The sequence below is a fragment of the Psychrobacter piscatorii genome (assembly GCF_904846415.1).
Taxonomy (GTDB): domain Bacteria; phylum Pseudomonadota; class Gammaproteobacteria; order Pseudomonadales; family Moraxellaceae; genus Psychrobacter; species Psychrobacter piscatorii.
Genome location: NZ_CAJHAR010000023.1, coordinates 42,324 through 58,295, shown reverse-complemented (window position 1 = coordinate 58,295; position 15,972 = coordinate 42,324). Strand labels below are relative to the sequence as shown.

Here is a 15,972-nt window from a genome sequence, read left to right as displayed (position 1 = left end):
TTAGACTAAGACTGTGACAGTCGGGGCAATTGATCTGTATTTGTGTCTTCATAACCTCAAATATATCATCTTGCTTTGACTGTCACCCTTCCTTTATTACCCCAGCATACTTTTTGATACACCACCAGAATATAATTAAGACGACCACGCATATTCTTATTAAGTGCGTACGCAGCTCGATTAAATGTCCGGTAATAGGCATATCGCCAAGCGTACCTAACGTATCTCCAGACTCACTATTCTGTGTTGTATCTGTTGGCGCCTCAAACTCTATATCTGTTATTTTTTCTTGTCGACTTTTTTGCCGTTTAAATAGGCTCACTGATCCGCCTCCTGTTTAATGAACGAGGAGGTAGTATTCTGTTGATGGTCTTTAGCATAAGGGGTGATTGACTGATGTGAAGCGTCTAGGCTTTGGTTCTGTGACTGCTCAAACTTTTGCATACTGCCACGCATTTCTGCTAATTCGCGCTTCATATCCGACTCGGTCTGACGGATTTTCGCAAGTTCATTTTGCATTTGTTGACGTGTTTCAGCTAGATCAAGCTCAGCTTCTATTTCAGATTGTAGAGTGGATACTGTACGGCGCAGTTTGGCATACCATTGCCCAGCGGTACGTGCGGCTTGCGGCAGTTTTTCTGGCCCCAATACGATTAAAGCAATGACGCCAAACAAGAGTAATTCGGAAAACCCAATATCAAACATAACAGTCACATATATTAATAGACTACTTAGTGCCGCTATTTATAAGCGGCGCGCTTCATACTTTAGGCTGGTCATCAGTGGAAATAGGGCTGATTTCCATATCATCAGCCTGATTACCTACACGCGTATTTAAATCATTACTTGCAGCTGGCGTACTATTTTCATGGCTAAGCACATGATTTTTGCGAGCATTCTCGGGTTCTTCATCTTTGACCGCTTCTTTAAAACCCTTCACCGCACCGCCTAAATCTTTACCTGCATTTTTAAGCTTGGCAGTACCAAATACGACCACCACTACGACCAATAAAATCAGCCAATGTGTAATAGAAAAGCTGCCCATAACGGTATCCTTATATTTTGTGATCTTGTTTAGACCAGTATGTGTCAGTGTGCTTTAGAACACTTTTTACCGTACCAGAATTATAGTTTCAAACGGCGCAATCGCAGCGCGTTAGCAATCACCGAGAATGACGACAAGCTCATCGCTGCCGCTGCTATCATCGGACTGAGCAGAAGCCCAAATATGGGATAGAGCACACCTGCGGCAATAGGAACACCAAGTGCATTGTAGATAAAGGCAAAAAACAGATTCTGTCTGATATTGCGCATGGTGGCGTGGCTAAGCTTATAAGCTTTGGCAATGCCCATTAAATCACCTTTTAGCAGGGTAATGCCCGCACTCTCCATCGCCACATCGGTACCGGTTCCCATAGCGATACCAACATTAGCTTGCGCTAGCGCTGGTGCGTCGTTGATACCATCACCCGCCATAGCGACCAATTTACCGCTGTCTTGCATTTCTTTGACGATACGGTTTTTATCCTCTGGTGAGACATCCGCATGAACTTCATCAATACCTAGTTTATTGGCGACTGCCTGCGCGGTTTTTTCGTTGTCACCGGTTAGCATCACAACTTTTAAACCTGCGTCATGAAGCAGTGAAATAGCCTCTTTAGTGCTTGGTTTAATAGGGTCAGCAACTGAAATAATACCAGCAGCTTTACCGTCTATAGCCACAAACATTACCGTTTCTCCGTCTTTTCTACGGACATCAGCTTTAGTGGACAGCTCATTATCAAAACTATTTAGGCTTTCCATAAGCTTAGAGTTACCAATAGCGACTTTCTTACCATCGACCACGGCTTGTACGCCTTCGCCAGTAGTCGAATTAAAGTCAGTAGCTTTAGGAATAATGAGTGATCTTTCTTGAGCTGCTCTAACGATAGCTTCTGCTAAAGGATGCTCGCTAGCGCTTTCTACTGAGGCTACCAATGCGAGGAACTCGTCTTCATCTTGACCTACCTGCGCATCAATTGCGGTAAGCTCGGGCTTACCAGCGGTCAGTGTTCCGGTCTTGTCGACGACAATGGTATCGACTTTTTCCATACTCTCTAACGCTTCAGCATTTTTGATGAGGACGCCGTTTTGCGCGCCTTTGCCGGTACCAACCATAATGGACATCGGCGTCGCTAGACCAAGGGCACAAGGACAAGCAATAATCAGTACCGCAATCGCGTTAACCAAAGCATAGGTCATAGCGGGCTCAGGGCCGAATATCGCCCAGACAATAAAGGTAATGACGGAGCAAATAAGCACGATCGGTACGAACCACCCAGCTACCTTATCTACCAATTTCTGTATAGGTGCGCGGCTACGCTGGGCTTCAGCAACCATTTGTACAATTTTAGATAATACTGAATCTGCTCCAACATTGACCGCTTCGACTAATAGCGTTCCGGTGCCATTTACCGTACCACCAGTCACTGTATCTCCTGCTACTTTTGATACAGGGATTGGCTCACCCGTCACCATTGATTCATCAACATTACTATTACCATCGATCACTGTACCATCTACGGGTAGTTTCTCACCTGGTTTAACCCGTAGCTTATCGCCAGTGACGACCTCATCAAGCGAGACTTCGACTTCTTTACCGTTTTCATCGACACGTCTTGCGGTTGGTGGTGCGAGCTCAAGCAAAGCTCTAATCGCACCTGAAGTTTGACTTCTAGCTTTGAGCTCTAATACTTGACCCAGTAGCACCAAGGTCACAATGACCGCTGCCGCTTCATAGTAGACTCCGACTTGACCAGAGGCATCTCTGAAACTGTCTGGGAAAATATCGGGAAAAAAGGTCGCGACAATACTAAAAATATAAGCAGCGCCTACGCCTATCGCAATCAAGGTAAACATATTTAGATTGCGGCTTTTTATAGACTGCCAGCCACGGACGAAAAACGGGGCGGCGCCCCAAAGCACTACAGGGGTCGCGAGCACTAACTCAGCCCATTGTAAGATCTTTGAAGAGATACCATACTGACTAAAATTAACTACGTTTAAGTCAAACATACCGCTCATCACATATATTAATAGCGGTACAGTCAACACGGTACATATCCAAAAACGACGAGTCATATCGTCAAGCTCTGAGGTGTCCTCTTCACCGATAGTAAGCGTTTCGGGCTCAAGCGCCATACCACATATCGGACAACCGCTATTTCTAACGTCTCTCACTTCAGGATGCATAGGACAGGTATATACCGTGCCATCGTAATCAGCAGGTACTTTATCGTATTTACCGCCTTTAACAGATTTTACTCCGCTACTATCAGTATCCTTTCCATGACAACTGGCGTGACTATCATCTTTAGCAACTTCGTCTTCAGGTTTAAGAAACATGCCACATATTGGGCAGTCACTTTTTTCAACATCTCTTACTTCTGGATGCATAGGACAAATATAAATCGTGCCGTTATAATTTTCTGGTATCTTGTCGTACTTATTGCCTTCGACAGACTTTAACTCAGTACTATTATTAGCATCCGCTTTATGACAATGCGCATGACTGCCCTCATTATTGTTGGATTCAGCAACCTCGTCTTCAGGTTTGAGAAACATGCCGCATATCGGACAATCGCTCTTCTCAGTATCTCTAACCTCAGGATGCATCGGGCAGATATAAACCGTACCACTATAGTTTTCTGGCACTTTATCGTACTGACCACCTTTGATAGATTTTTCATCGGCAATATGTTTCATAAAATCACTCCTTGAAGACAATAAATAAAGCTTTTAAAGCACAATCATCAACCTTTAATTGCTATTCATCTAATTACTAATCTAGATATCTCGAAAATTAAGTTTCAATTGGAACTTAATCTTTATTACGCAAATATTTGAGTAAGGCCATAATAGTCAATATCAGTACCGCAAAAACCAGTACTGTAAACAATAAGGAGACAATAGATTCTCCCCAACCCATACCGTGCATCGATCCATTCATCATGCCGTGCATAGTCCCGTTCATCATACCGTGCATCATAATAACCATTACAAGGACTCCTTATTTGTTATTTCCTTAGTATAAGTAATGATATAGTGCTAGTGTGTGAACGTACACCTCTCAATAGTCTGCTTACTTAATAACACCTAATACAAAGTGCTCAAAATTTGTGACTGCCTATTCCAACTCATCAATAAGTGCTTGCATCTCACCGATTTCACGCTTTTGTGCTTCGATAATGTCATCAGCAAGCTGACGTACACGTGGATCTTCGATATCAGCACGCGAACTGGTCAAAATAGCAATCGAGTGATGCGGTATCATCGCCTGCATCCAATCCACTTGATCGACCGTTTGTTGTGATCTAACGCCCCATAAACCAAAGGCAAATAGCACGACACTAATCCCATAAACCATTAGATTGACCTTAGTCTTTTTATACATATTGGTCATAAAGGCGAGCATAATAATAGCCATCATAGCGCCCATATATAACGCCATATAAGCTCTGGTTTCGCTAAAATAAACGTGATCCCATTGATAAGTATTAAAATACATCATGATAAACATCACGACTGTCGATGTTAAAATCATGATTGTGAACTTTACATAAGGGTTCATTTGCTTCTGTTTATTATCCATATGGTTATTCATATTCTTGTCCTTAATTTAGTAAAAAGGCACCTAAATAAAGAGGTGCCTTTTTTTAGAGCTAGTGTTATAAACTGTTGTTACTTACATGGTTAACACTAGAACCAAAATTTCACACCAGCTGTAACGCTACTAGAATCAACAGCTTCGTCTTCTTGACGTCGCAAATCTCTTGCGTTGCCTAAAGCGGTCTCATAGCTGATACCCACATAAGGCGCGAGCTGACGACTTAACATCTCGTAAGTAAGCCTAACGTCAGCCCCAAACTCATTAAAGCCTTTAGTAATATGGTTATCTGTATCATCTTTGCTAAATGCCGTCAGCTCTACTTCTGGAATCACTACCCAATGTTGATCTAAGCGCCACTCATACTCCGCACCTAGATCTAGACGAACTTGCCCATCAGTATATAAATAAGCTCTAGCATCGGTTTCGATGAAGTAAGGTGCAGTGCCTGCAATACCAGCCATCACGGCAGATTTATCATTTTCGGTATCATAAGCAACACCGGCTTCCCCATTCCAAAAAATACTAAGTGGCTTCCAGTAAGATAGTGAGGTTAAGCTATCAATTTCTTTATCATCTTTAGTTTGGATACTACCTTCGCTACGTAGCGTTACGCGGTTGCTGTCTGTACCGTACCACGTATCAAACTCATAATTGATTTGATCATCGTCAAATTGATAGCCCAAATCGTCTACTGATACGCCCCATAACGGTAAGCTACCCATCATCACAGGCTTACCAAAGCGACCATAGGGAACACCGTTCGAGTAGTCAGGGCTTCGAGCATCGGCTGGTGCTTCGCCACCTTGCATTCCTGACATGTCCATACTGCCATGATCCATGCCCGACATATCCATGCCCGACATATCCATGCCACTATGATCCATACCTGACATATCGCCCGACATATCCATGCCACTATGATCCATATCTGACATGTCACCTGACATATCCATACCACTGTGATCCATATCCGACATATCGCCTGACATATCCATACCACTATGATCCATATCCGACATATCGCCTGACATATCCATGCCACTATGGTCCATATCCGACATATCGCCTGACATATCCATGCCACTATGGTCCATATCTGACATATTGCCCGACATATCCATGCTGCTGTGATCCATATCTGACATATCCATACCAGACATGTCCATACTGCCATGATCCATGTTCGACATCTCAGCAGCGTTTGCTAAAGGTGACATTAGTAGCATCAAAGATGACATGCCAATAAACGGTAGACCTACTTTATATATTTTCATAATAAGGCTCATATTCGAAGGTTTATTAAACAACGGCAACTTCTCTAAACATCCCTGCTTCCATGTGATAGAGCAAGTGGCAATGCCATGCCCATCTGCCAGCTTCTCCGGTGACATCAAAGCTTATCTTTTGTGCAGGCTGTACCATTATCGTATGCTTACGTACTTGAAACTCACCTGAAGGCATCCGCAGATCGCTCCACATACCATGCAAATGCATGGGATGATTCATCATGGTGTCATTGACTAAGGTAATACGTACGCGCTCGTTGGGCTTAATATTGACCGGTGCGGCATCTTTGAACATAACCCCGTCTAGAGCCCAAATATAGCGCTCCATGTTTCCCGTCAGATGTATTTCAATCTCTCTGGTGGGTTTGCGCTGCTCTGCCATTATCTCATCGCCGACAGAGCGCAACTGACTATAATTCAAAACCTTTCTATCAATGTTACGTAGATTAATACCAGGGTCATCAAGGTTCATACGCGGACTATCAACGCGCATATCGGACTTAAAGTCATATTCTGTTTTGGCATGTTTAGCGTTATAGCCATTCGATCCCATGGCGCCCATCATGTCGGCCATCGTCAGCCATTCGATTTTGTCCATAGCAGGTATCGCAGGACGAGCACCTTTTTTGGTAGCAAGCGTTGTCGCAACATAGCCTGACCGATCTATGTTTTGAGCAAATATGGTATGCGCGTCTTTAGTGGGCGTCACGATGACATCATAAGTCTCGGCCACCCCAATACGGAAATCATCGATATCGACGGGACTGACATCAATCCCATCCGTCGCGACGACTTTCATTTTTAGGCCGGGGATGCGTACATCAAATATCGTCTGCGCTGAACCATTAATAAAACGTAGTTTGACAGGCTGTCCAGCCTTGACAAGTTGCGTCCAGTTAGCCGCTGTGGTTTTACCATTCATCAGATAGGTAAAGGTTTTTTCACCAGACAGATCAGTAAAGTCTGTCGGCATCATGCGCATCTGATTCCACATTTTGCGCTTATCAAAAGCAGCTTTTAGATCTGTTGCGGCAATATCGGACAGTAGCTTTTTAAAATCTGGTAAATGATAATTATCAAAGTCTGCGCGTTGCTTTAATAGTTTAACCAAGTTGTGCGGGTCACGGTGCGTCCAATCACTGAGCAAAATGACATGGTCTTCCTCGATAGGATGACGTTCGCGCCCTTTCGGCTCAATGACGATGGCCCCGCGCATACCGGTTTGTTCTTGGAATCCAGTGTGCGAGTGATACCAATAAGTGCCAGATTGTTTCAGCGTAAATTTATACGTAAAGGTGCTATTTGCTGGTATACCATCAAAACTAATGCCGGGCACGCCATCCATCTCAAACGGTACTAGTAGACCATGCCAATGAATAGAGGTCGACTCATTCATTTGGTTATGGACGCGTATCACTACCGTATCGCCCTCGCGCATTTTTAGCGTTGGCGCTGGTAATGAGTCATTAATGAGCGTCGCCGTGCTTGACTTGCCATCAACAATGATGGGTTTTTTGCTGACATAAAGATCAAACTCTTTGCCTGTCAGTATGGGTACTTTATGATCGGGTTTATCACTGTTAATAGTAGCGCCCTGACTGCCTGAGCGACTCGATTGTCCCAATGCGCTACTAGCAATAGTCGGCATCAAGGAGGCACCAAGGACAGCAGAGGATCCGGTTAAAAAACGTCGGCGGTTCAGTATGTTCTTTTTATTCATAATGATAACCTGATTTAATTTGAGAGATGGTGGTTAAGCTTATAGTTATAACATTTTCGATATTTAACAGAATCTATTCACATCTAAGCCAACACTACAGCTGCTGCTGAGGAGACTCAATAGCAGCATAGACTTCTGTGGTGCCGTCTTTATTAAGCTGCATTACCTTATAAGGCATGAATTTACCTTCATACTCCATACCGGGGCTACCAACCGGCATACTCGGTACGGCAAGTCCAATAGCTTGTGCAGGAGGATTTGCTAAGAATTCAGCCATGTGTTTAGCAGGGACATGCCCTTCAAAGACAAAACCGTCGGTGGTAACGGTGGTATGACAAGAGCGCATTTGCTGTGGTACGCCATAACGCTCCTTAAATAAGGATAGATCTTCCACATCGTGCGTGGTTGCACTTAATCCATTGTTTTTTGCATAGCCTACCCATTCTTTACAGCAGCCGCAGTTGGCATCTTTATAAACCGTGGCTGAGACGTTTTTGAGTAATGATGACGAGCTGTTAACGGGAGCATTTGTAGGAGCAGAACTTTCATTTTGTACTTGTGCATTCTGGGTAGCAGACTGTTCAACCTTTACTGGTTGAGAATCAGAGCCACTGGTATTAGATTGGCTGCAAGCGGCTAGCGTTAACGAGAGTGACGATGTCACCACCAATAAAAGGACACGACCGGATAACCAGCTATGTCCATTAGAAAGCACATGTGTGTAATGTCTCATTAAATTACTCCTAAACGTCTATTGTTATGCTCGATATTCTAAAAACTTACACCCTATACTTGAATTCTTATGTACTTAACTAAAAACATTAAATGCAGCACTGTTCAGTACTGTATTATTAATAGCGACAACCGTGAGTTAGGAGGCTTTCATATCTAGAAAGTATTAATGCTGCATTCCAGATCCATCATCCGACATATTCATATCACCATCAAATGACATGTCCATCATATCGCCATCTATCCTAGTGGTTAGCATCGTGTACTGAGCTTCATCTAATTCAGGTAACGATCTGATAAAAGCAACCATTGCCCACATTCTAGCGTCATCATGGGACGCGCCCCACGCAGGCATTCCAGATGCCATAATACCGTGCTTGATTGCCCAAAAGCCTTGCTTTGCACCGTCTTCTGTTTGATAACGTTTGACAATATCAGCCTTGGTAAAGTTGGGCGGCTTTGGATATAAGCCCTCACTAAAGTCAGTTTGTGCCACTCCCGGAGACAAGTGACAGCCTGCACACATATCCTTATAGTCCGCGCCACCAGAACTGATTAGCTCAGCCTTCTCTAAATCTGGTACCACAATATCTTTACTGGCATTTTCTATGGAACGATTGCGAGCAGTTTCTAAAAAGCTAAACATCATTGGGCTATGCTCTTGGTCAGCTCCCACATTGACAACGCCACTAGTAACAACCGCAAACACGCTAACGATTGCCACAAATACGGTAAAGAGCGCACCCAATAAAAATTTCATATGTTTTCCTAACAATTTATTTCCGTTAAGTGTTGACTGCTATTTAACAGAGCTAAAATTTTTAAGATTTACTGTCGTTAGTAACGCAGTGTTTTTGGTACATTTGCTTCATTTTACCCATGTTAGCCATCATTGCTTTCATAGCAGGATCGCTCATGTCCATCTTGCTATGATCCATTTTTCCCATCATATCCATATGCTTTTGCATTTTTTCACAGTTCATTTGATCTTTTTCAGCATGCATTTTAGGGTCATGCGCCATAGCTGAGGTCGATACGACAAGAGCGATGGCCGTCATTGCGATTGATTTAGACAGTAATTTAAATTGTGACATGATTAATTCCTATTGTTTGGATTAAAGGTTATTGAGTTCAATAGCTGTTAAACCAGCCTAAATGATACATTAATCATTCTGACTGGTAGATGACGTTAAGATTACAATTCTGTCATTCTCACCGCTTTAGATTTTAATGCGCGATATATTCATTTAATATGGCTTCAGCATTTCTATCACGATCGCTACCATATTTTTTTACAAAATACTTTTCAGACTGCAAATGTTGATCTTGATGTTGAACCTGACAAGCCACTCTGGCGTCGACATAACTTTTCTTTTGCTCTTTGGACATTTGTGCATCATTATGATCTGCGTTTCTTGCAAAACTAATGAGCGCATCACAATTACCGAGAACAGAAGCATCTAAGTTTGTGGTATGCGCATTGGCCGCTGACATGCCCACTAACATCGATACTGAAAGCAAAGCTGCTTTTTTTAATGAACTATAATTTTTCATATAAGACCCTTTAAAGATAAATAACAAACTGTTTAAGTAGGATAATTGCTTTACTCGTAGAGGCAGTCTGTATCAGAGACAAGCCAATATGCGGCGTTGATTTAGAATACTAAATGGTGGCTGACAGCTAGATGACACGGATATTACATGTTCGTTAGGAACAGCATAATATTGTCATCTTCTTGTCATTAAAACCAAATACCAGCATCTGTCTCTATCCAAAGAACACTGTTATAACAAGGGTTCCTGATAAATATATGGCTGATAAGCTAACAATGTTAGTGATACGCTGTTGACAACTATAATGATATAAAGGTAAGCAACGATGAAAGTACTGTTAGTAGAAGATGAGAAAAACCTTGGAGAATATATTAAGAAAGGCTTAACTGAGGCCGGTTTCATCGTGGATCATCACATGACAGGTTTAGATGGCTATCATGCGTTAATGACTGAAGATTTTAGTGTGGTTTTGATGGATGTCATGCTACCTGACGTCAGTGGCTTTGAGTTGGTACAGCGCTACCGAGCTGCTGGAAAACATACGCCAGTTTTATTTTTAACGGCTAAAGATGATTTAAGCGATCGGATCAAAGGTATTGAAATTGGTGGCGATGATTATCTGACCAAGCCTTTTGCTTTTGCTGAACTGATTGTTAGAATAAAAAGCCTATTGCGCCGTGCCAATCAATCTGATTATAAAAGCTCGGTCATACACATAGCTGATCTGAAAATGGATATTGCCAAACGCACCGTTCATAGAGGCAACACTAATATAAAATTGACTGCTAAAGAGTTTGCTTTATTACAACTTTTCTTAGAACGTCAAGGTGAGGTACTGCCGCGCACTGTGATCGCCTCGCAAGTATGGGATATAAACTTTGAGAGTGATACGAATGTCATTGACGTGGCTATAAGGCGCTTGCGGATAAAAATTGATGATGGATTTGATATAAAGCTGATTCATACGGTACGCGGAATGGGCTACAAGTTAGAGCCACTGGCTGTCGACGTGGATAGTGGCATGGGCGACGATAGTATTAATAAAGACAGTCTGGCATCAAATGAGACATAAATCTAAGAATCGGCGTTGGTCACTGTTATGGCGAACTATTTTTTTACTGACATTGTTCGTTATTATCTCTCAGGTTATTATCTACGCATGGGTTCAGCGCTCTGTGAGTGGACACTTTGAGCAAATGGACTCAGAAATCCTTACTCATGCAGCTTTTAACCTGCGCAAACGTATGGTTAGTTTGGAAGATCACATAGAACCATTCACAGTATCAAAGTCGCAAGCGCTAATTGATGCCAATCATCTACATTCTTCTTGGCTGGATTATGATTTAAAAACCTTAGTATCAGATAAAAATGGCAAATTATTATCCAGCGATCCCAGTAATTTCATCAATGATCTACCGGCAGATTTTAGCTTGTTACAACTATTGCAGGACTATCGAGATCAGCAGTTTATGATCAAGATAAATAATAGGCATTACCGAGCCATTATCATTACACATCAAGAGGTTTTGGCATTTATTGCTCTACCTATCGATGTGCATCATCAATATCTTATCCAGTTTAATCGCCAGCTGAGCTTGATACTTATCGCCATCACCTTATTATTGGTTTCAGTAGCTGCACTAAGTGTACACTGGGGTTTTGCTCCCCTAGCTACTATCGTACAAAAGATGAAAGGCATTAATCTTCAAAGGTTAGATGAAAGAATTGTGGTTGGCGATATGCCGTTAGAATTACGTCCACTAACGGAGTCCTATAATTCTATGATGGTCAAGCTTGAAAGTAACTTTGAATCATTATCACGGTTTTCAGACAATATCGCCCATGAGCTACGTACGCCAATAGCGACGCTGAGTACGCAAACGCAAGTCATGTTAACTAAGCCAAGAGAAAGCGACGAATACATTGAGCAATTGCATCATCAGCATGATACGTTAAAGCAGTTATCCGCCATGATTAACGATATGTTATTACTGGCAAAAACTCAAAAAGAGCTGAGTGATTCGCAAATCAGTCATGTCGATATAGAGAGCTTGATCACAAAGCTTATAGATTATTATGAGATGATTGCTGAGGATCGTGAGATAATCTTTGAAAAATCGGGTGATTTTAAAACAGTACTAGGTGATAAAGGCTTATTGCAACGGCTGTTTGCCAACCTGATGTCAAATGCGATTTATTATGCGGCTAGTAATAGCACTATTATGATATCCGCTACTGTCCTCGCTTCAAGCACCTCGCTTAATGCGCCAAAAGACGATATTCAATCCCCAGAGCAGCTCTGGTTAAGAATAACTATGACCAACCGTCTAGACAAACCATTAAATCAGATTGAAGCCGATAAACTGTTTGAGCGATTCTATCGTCATGATAAAACGAATACGATGCATTCAGGAACAGGCTTAGGCTTATCTATTGTGCAAGCTATCGCCAATGCTCATAATGGCAAAGTTAGTATTACTATCAAAGATGAGTGTCTTTTTGAGGTTGCTGTAAAGTTGTTGATTGCCAGGTAGTAAATACCTTCATACTGTCTATGAACGAGCCTTTCCTAAATTTCGTGTAAGTACTTCTACAATCTAAATGATAGTTACACACTTTTTAGGAAAGGCTCGACAATGCAAGAGCTAATCTTAGCATGGGAAATATATCAAAATTTTTAATTCCTATACCTCCTCTAGCTGAACAACACCGTATCGTTGCTAAAGTCGATGAACTAATGGCTATTTGCGATCAGTTAAAAGTTAAGCTACAGCAGTCTCAAGAGACACAGGTTCAGCTTACCGATGCGTTGATTGATAGGGCTTTAGGGTGAGTTTTAATGTTGGAGCAATCACGTTTTATATGCCTTAGTACAACTAAAAGAAATAAACAAGACCTTCTATTAGCAGTGATATTTTAAAATCAGGTATAATAACCTTGTATGTATAACCCATATTGTGCAGAATTAAAAGTGCACAATGCTATTATAGCTATTAAGGCTATGTTATTAGGCGTCTTGTGCATAAATTAGGGGTTATAATTTTCCTAGGTGTGCCCTTTAACATTGCCAGTTATGCGTTATTAACGCATATGGTTGCGCAAGTGTGTGGTCTGGAGGTTGGTGAATTTGTTTGGACAGGTGGTGATTGCCATATCTACCAAAACCATCGTGAGCAAGCCGAGCTACAACTGACACGTTCGCTATATACGCTACCAACATTGACACTGAACCCAGAGGTGAAAGATATTTTTGCCTTTGAATACGACGATATTAGCGTCAATAACTATGAGTCTCATCCGACCATCAAAGCCAAAGTTGCCGTTTAAAGTACGTCTCATGCACGACAATAAATAAGACTGTGAGTTAAAATACATACGTTTAAAAATATAATAGAAAGGACACATTATGAGCTATGCCCACACTGAAGTTGCCCAAATCGCTGCCATAAGTAGCAATCGCTGTATCGGTAAGAACAATGAGCTGCCGTGGCATATCTCAGCAGACCTGCAGCACTTTAAACAGTTGACCACACGTGACCCGCAGAATACGGCCTCGAGTAGCGATATGCAGGGCATCGTCATCATGGGTCGTAAGACGTTTGAATCAATGGGTAGCAAACCATTACCAAAACGCGTGAACTTCATTGTCTCCACTCAAATGAACTACGCAGAGCAAAAAGGATTGGTAGGACACGCCCATGCGCATGTGGTTCACAACTTGGACGATGCCCTGACGCATGCAGCAAGTTTGGCACATGGACTGCATTTAGATACCATTTGGGTGATCGGCGGTGAGCGTATATTCAATGATGCCATGATGTACACGGATCGTATTGAGCTGACGCACGTAGATACCGAAATTACCGATGGCAATGCTTTTTATCCTAAGCTACCTGCGCGCTATAAAGTAGCTGATGAGTCTGAGCAAATGCATGACGAAAAAAGTGATTTAAGCTTTAAATTTACGACTTATAAAGTAGAGAAGACTGACCAATAGTGTTTGATTAACTCAAAAAAAAAGGGTCAGCTTCAGATATGTATATTTATCAAAGCTGACCCTTTTTTATTTACTATCGTTTTAGCGTTACAAATCTACTCATGCAACACTTTATAAACCGTCTTCGCCAGTACTGGTCCAATCCCTTGCACACCTGCCAACTCTTGCTGTGATGCGCCAAGCAATTGCTGCATACCGCCGAAGTGATTGAGCAAATCGCGGCGGCGCTTTTCACCCAGACCCGGGATGACCTCAAGCACCGATGATGAGCGACGCTTATCGCGTTTTTTACGATGCGCGGTAATCGCAAAACGATGCGCCTCATCACGAATATGCATCAGTAAATGCAATGCTTTGCTATCCATGGGCAAATCTAGCGGCTCGTGATCCAAAAAGTGTAATACTTCGAGTCCCGCCTTACGCCCTTCCCCTTTGGCGACACCAATGAGCAAGGTATCACCAAGAATACCCAATTCAACCAGTACTTCTTTCGCCATACTCAGCTGACCTTTACCACCATCAATCAGCAGTAAATCAGGCAACGGCTGCTTTTTATACCGCCTTGTCAGCACTTGTTTCATGGCTGCATAGTCATCGCCGCCTTGGATATCATGAATCGCATATTGACGGTAGTCACGCCTGCGCGCGCCGCCTTGATCAAAGACGACGCAGCTACCAATGGTCGCCTCGCCCATGGTATGGGAGATATCAAAACATTCAATCCGATCAATGGTGCGATCAGTCACCTCAGCCAGTACGTCTTTTAGCGCGCCAAAGCGTGCATGCAGCTCCAAATAATCGCCAAGTTTGGTTTTTAGCGCATTACTGGTATTAAGCGTTGCCAAGTCAAGCCACTCTGAGCGATGCTCACGCACATTGGTCTTGATGACCACTTTATTGCCAAAATGGGTTGCGAGAGCCTCGCTTACCGCTACCTGATCAGGAATCTCATGGCTTAATATAATCTCGGCTGGCAAATCATCAGTCACCTGAAAATAAAACGAGGTAATAAAAGCCGATAGGTTATCTGCTAGCGGCTCGCTACTGTCTACATCAGGGAAATAATTTTTGCCGCCTAACACGCGACCACCACGTACGGTCAGCACGTTGACACACGTCATACCCGCCTGACTGGCAATGGCAATCACATCTGCCTCACCTTGCACCGTATAGACGGCCTGCTTTGCTTGCACTTCGCGTAGCATCGACAGCTGATCACGATAAAGAACAGCTTTTTCAAAATCCAGTGCTTCAGCCGCCCCTTCCATCTTCTCAATCAGCGTGCTGTGAATATCGCTAGAATCACCCTTCAAAAAGCGAATGGTATTATGAACATCTTCCGCATACTCTTCTGGCGATACCAAGCCGACACAGGGTGCACGGCAACGCTTAATCTGATACTCAAGACAAGGACGCTGACGCTGCTTGAAAAAGGTGTTGGTACACTGGCGCATTTGAAACATTTTTTGCATCAAGACCAGTGTTTCTTTTGCTGCATGGGCAGAGGGGAATGGACCAAAGAAACGGCCTTTTTGATGATTGCCTTTGCCGCGTCCATACGCCAAACGTGGATAAGGCTTATCAGCTGAGATAAACACGTATAGATACGACTTATCATCACGCAGCAAGACGTTATAAGGCGGACGATACTCTTTAATTAAGTTCTGCTCGAGCAACAGCGCTTCAGTCTCACTACGCGTGATAATGGTCTCAATATTATGAATACGTGCCACCAGCGCCCGCGTCTTTGGATGATCAATCGTCTTGGCAAAGTAACTATTCACGCGGCTTTTTAGCGACTTGGCTTTACCAACGTATAAAATATCGCCGTTTTTGCCCAGCATTTTATATACCCCTGGCAAATTAGGCAGGTTCTTGATCAGATGCTTAAGACGGGCTTTTTTATCATCGACAGGACTCGATTCTGAGACAGTAACCATAGAATTTATTGCTCTTAAAAATCTTAGTAATACTGCTAGTTATGGGGCAGTAATCGTGGTTTTGCAAGCTGATTATTGCCCCAATAGCACGCATA

The 15,972-nt window shown here is 42.7% G+C and carries 16 protein-coding genes and 2 pseudogenes; 5 read left to right on the top strand and 13 right to left on the bottom strand.

The features are described from left to right. Positions 1-82: 82 nt before the first annotated feature. The 12 genes from JMX83_RS10800 to JMX83_RS10745 all read right to left on the bottom strand — a co-directional run bounded on the left by JMX83_RS10800 (position 83) and on the right by JMX83_RS10745 (position 9,940). The gene (locus tag JMX83_RS10800; RefSeq protein ID WP_227675823.1) at positions 83-322 is read right to left on the bottom strand and encodes a hypothetical protein; all 240 of its coding nucleotides are present in this window, start codon (positions 320-322) and stop codon (positions 83-85) included. Then, positions 319-705 (bottom strand): Sec-independent protein translocase protein TatB, encoded by a 387-nt coding sequence (gene tatB, locus JMX83_RS10795; RefSeq protein WP_011959993.1) that lies wholly within the window; start codon positions 703-705, stop codon positions 319-321. The genes JMX83_RS10800 and tatB overlap by 4 nt, the downstream gene beginning before the upstream one ends. A gap of 55 nt (positions 706-760) precedes the next feature. Then, complete coding sequence (gene tatA, locus JMX83_RS10790; protein WP_011959992.1) at positions 761-1,045, bottom strand: Sec-independent protein translocase subunit TatA; 285 nt, start codon at positions 1,043-1,045, stop codon at positions 761-763. 80 nt (positions 1,046-1,125) lie between these two features. Further along, on the bottom strand, positions 1,126-3,744 hold the full coding sequence (locus tag JMX83_RS10785) for a copper-transporting P-type ATPase (protein WP_062844968.1): 2,619 nt from the start codon (positions 3,742-3,744) through the stop codon (positions 1,126-1,128). A gap of 115 nt (positions 3,745-3,859) precedes the next feature. After that, positions 3,860-4,015 (bottom strand): hypothetical protein, encoded by a 156-nt coding sequence (locus tag JMX83_RS10780; protein ID WP_201555241.1) that lies wholly within the window; start codon positions 4,013-4,015, stop codon positions 3,860-3,862. Between the two features lie 150 nt (positions 4,016-4,165). Further along, entirely contained in the window at positions 4,166-4,642 is a 477-nt protein-coding gene (locus JMX83_RS10775) for a DUF305 domain-containing protein (protein WP_037059145.1), read from the bottom strand. 95 nt (positions 4,643-4,737) lie between these two features. Then, complete coding sequence (locus JMX83_RS10770) at positions 4,738-5,922, bottom strand: copper resistance protein B (RefSeq protein WP_201601579.1); 1,185 nt, start codon at positions 5,920-5,922, stop codon at positions 4,738-4,740. 25 nt (positions 5,923-5,947) lie between these two features. Further along, positions 5,948-7,654: a copper resistance system multicopper oxidase gene (locus tag JMX83_RS10765; RefSeq protein WP_011959988.1), complete on the bottom strand. Its 1,707-nt coding sequence runs from the start codon at positions 7,652-7,654 to the stop codon at positions 5,948-5,950. Positions 7,655-7,748: 94 nt separating this feature from the next. After that, positions 7,749-8,387, bottom strand: a complete 639-nt coding sequence (locus JMX83_RS10760; RefSeq protein ID WP_011959987.1) for a DUF411 domain-containing protein — start codon at positions 8,385-8,387, stop codon at positions 7,749-7,751. Between the two features lie 165 nt (positions 8,388-8,552). Next, entirely contained in the window at positions 8,553-9,146 is a 594-nt protein-coding gene (locus JMX83_RS10755) for a c-type cytochrome (RefSeq protein ID WP_201601577.1), read from the bottom strand. A 61-nt stretch (positions 9,147-9,207) separates the two neighbouring features. Continuing rightward, on the bottom strand, positions 9,208-9,480 hold the full coding sequence (locus JMX83_RS10750; protein WP_011959985.1) for a hypothetical protein: 273 nt from the start codon (positions 9,478-9,480) through the stop codon (positions 9,208-9,210). A gap of 133 nt (positions 9,481-9,613) precedes the next feature. Continuing rightward, entirely contained in the window at positions 9,614-9,940 is a 327-nt protein-coding gene (locus tag JMX83_RS10745) for a hypothetical protein (protein WP_201601575.1), read from the bottom strand. 325 nt (positions 9,941-10,265) lie between these two features. Between JMX83_RS10745 and JMX83_RS10740 the strand changes: the two genes are divergently transcribed. From JMX83_RS10740 to JMX83_RS10720, 5 genes and pseudogenes are all read left to right on the top strand, one after another. Further along, the gene (locus JMX83_RS10740) at positions 10,266-11,012 is read left to right on the top strand and encodes a heavy metal response regulator transcription factor (protein WP_201555269.1); all 747 of its coding nucleotides are present in this window, start codon (positions 10,266-10,268) and stop codon (positions 11,010-11,012) included. Further along, on the top strand, positions 11,002-12,474 hold the full coding sequence (locus JMX83_RS10735; protein WP_201601573.1) for an ATP-binding protein: 1,473 nt from the start codon (positions 11,002-11,004) through the stop codon (positions 12,472-12,474). Before JMX83_RS10740 ends, JMX83_RS10735 begins: the two co-directional genes overlap by 11 nt. 119 nt (positions 12,475-12,593) lie before the next feature. Further along, positions 12,594-12,773 (top strand): annotated as a pseudogene (locus tag JMX83_RS10730) (restriction endonuclease subunit S); the annotation flags it as partial. Positions 12,774-12,979: 206 nt separating this feature from the next. Continuing rightward, a pseudogene (thyA, locus tag JMX83_RS10725) lies at positions 12,980-13,267 on the top strand (thymidylate synthase); the annotation flags it as partial. Positions 13,268-13,346: 79 nt separating this feature from the next. After that, positions 13,347-13,937, top strand: a complete 591-nt coding sequence (locus JMX83_RS10720) for a dihydrofolate reductase (RefSeq protein WP_201601568.1) — start codon at positions 13,347-13,349, stop codon at positions 13,935-13,937. Between the two features lie 95 nt (positions 13,938-14,032). Here the strand turns inward: JMX83_RS10720 and uvrC are convergent, their stop codons facing one another. Next, positions 14,033-15,877, bottom strand: a complete 1,845-nt coding sequence (gene uvrC, locus JMX83_RS10715) for an excinuclease ABC subunit UvrC (protein ID WP_201601566.1) — start codon at positions 15,875-15,877, stop codon at positions 14,033-14,035. Positions 15,878-15,972: the final 95 nt, after the last annotated feature.

Coding starts and splice junctions, on each gene's coding strand:
- tatB (WP_011959993.1), bottom strand. CDS start 705: ATGTTTGATATTGGGTTTTCCGAATTACTCTTGTTTGGCGTCATTGCT.
- tatA (WP_011959992.1), bottom strand. CDS start 1,045: ATGGGCAGCTTTTCTATTACACATTGGCTGATTTTATTGGTCGTAGTG.
- JMX83_RS10785 (WP_062844968.1), bottom strand. CDS start 3,744: ATGAAACATATTGCCGATGAAAAATCTATCAAAGGTGGTCAGTACGAT.
- JMX83_RS10780 (WP_201555241.1), bottom strand. CDS start 4,015: ATGATGAACGGGACTATGCACGGCATGATGAATGGATCGATGCACGGT.
- JMX83_RS10775 (WP_037059145.1), bottom strand. CDS start 4,642: ATGAATAACCATATGGATAATAAACAGAAGCAAATGAACCCTTATGTA.
- JMX83_RS10770 (WP_201601579.1), bottom strand. CDS start 5,922: ATGAAAATATATAAAGTAGGTCTACCGTTTATTGGCATGTCATCTTTG.
- JMX83_RS10765 (WP_011959988.1), bottom strand. CDS start 7,654: ATGAATAAAAAGAACATACTGAACCGCCGACGTTTTTTAACCGGATCC.
- JMX83_RS10760 (WP_011959987.1), bottom strand. CDS start 8,387: ATGAGACATTACACACATGTGCTTTCTAATGGACATAGCTGGTTATCC.
- JMX83_RS10755 (WP_201601577.1), bottom strand. CDS start 9,146: ATGAAATTTTTATTGGGTGCGCTCTTTACCGTATTTGTGGCAATCGTT.
- JMX83_RS10750 (WP_011959985.1), bottom strand. CDS start 9,480: ATGTCACAATTTAAATTACTGTCTAAATCAATCGCAATGACGGCCATC.
- JMX83_RS10745 (WP_201601575.1), bottom strand. CDS start 9,940: ATGAAAAATTATAGTTCATTAAAAAAAGCAGCTTTGCTTTCAGTATCG.
- JMX83_RS10740 (WP_201555269.1), top strand. CDS start 10,266: ATGAAAGTACTGTTAGTAGAAGATGAGAAAAACCTTGGAGAATATATT.
- JMX83_RS10735 (WP_201601573.1), top strand. CDS start 11,002: ATGAGACATAAATCTAAGAATCGGCGTTGGTCACTGTTATGGCGAACT.
- JMX83_RS10720 (WP_201601568.1), top strand. CDS start 13,347: ATGAGCTATGCCCACACTGAAGTTGCCCAAATCGCTGCCATAAGTAGC.
- uvrC (WP_201601566.1), bottom strand. CDS start 15,877: ATGGTTACTGTCTCAGAATCGAGTCCTGTCGATGATAAAAAAGCCCGT.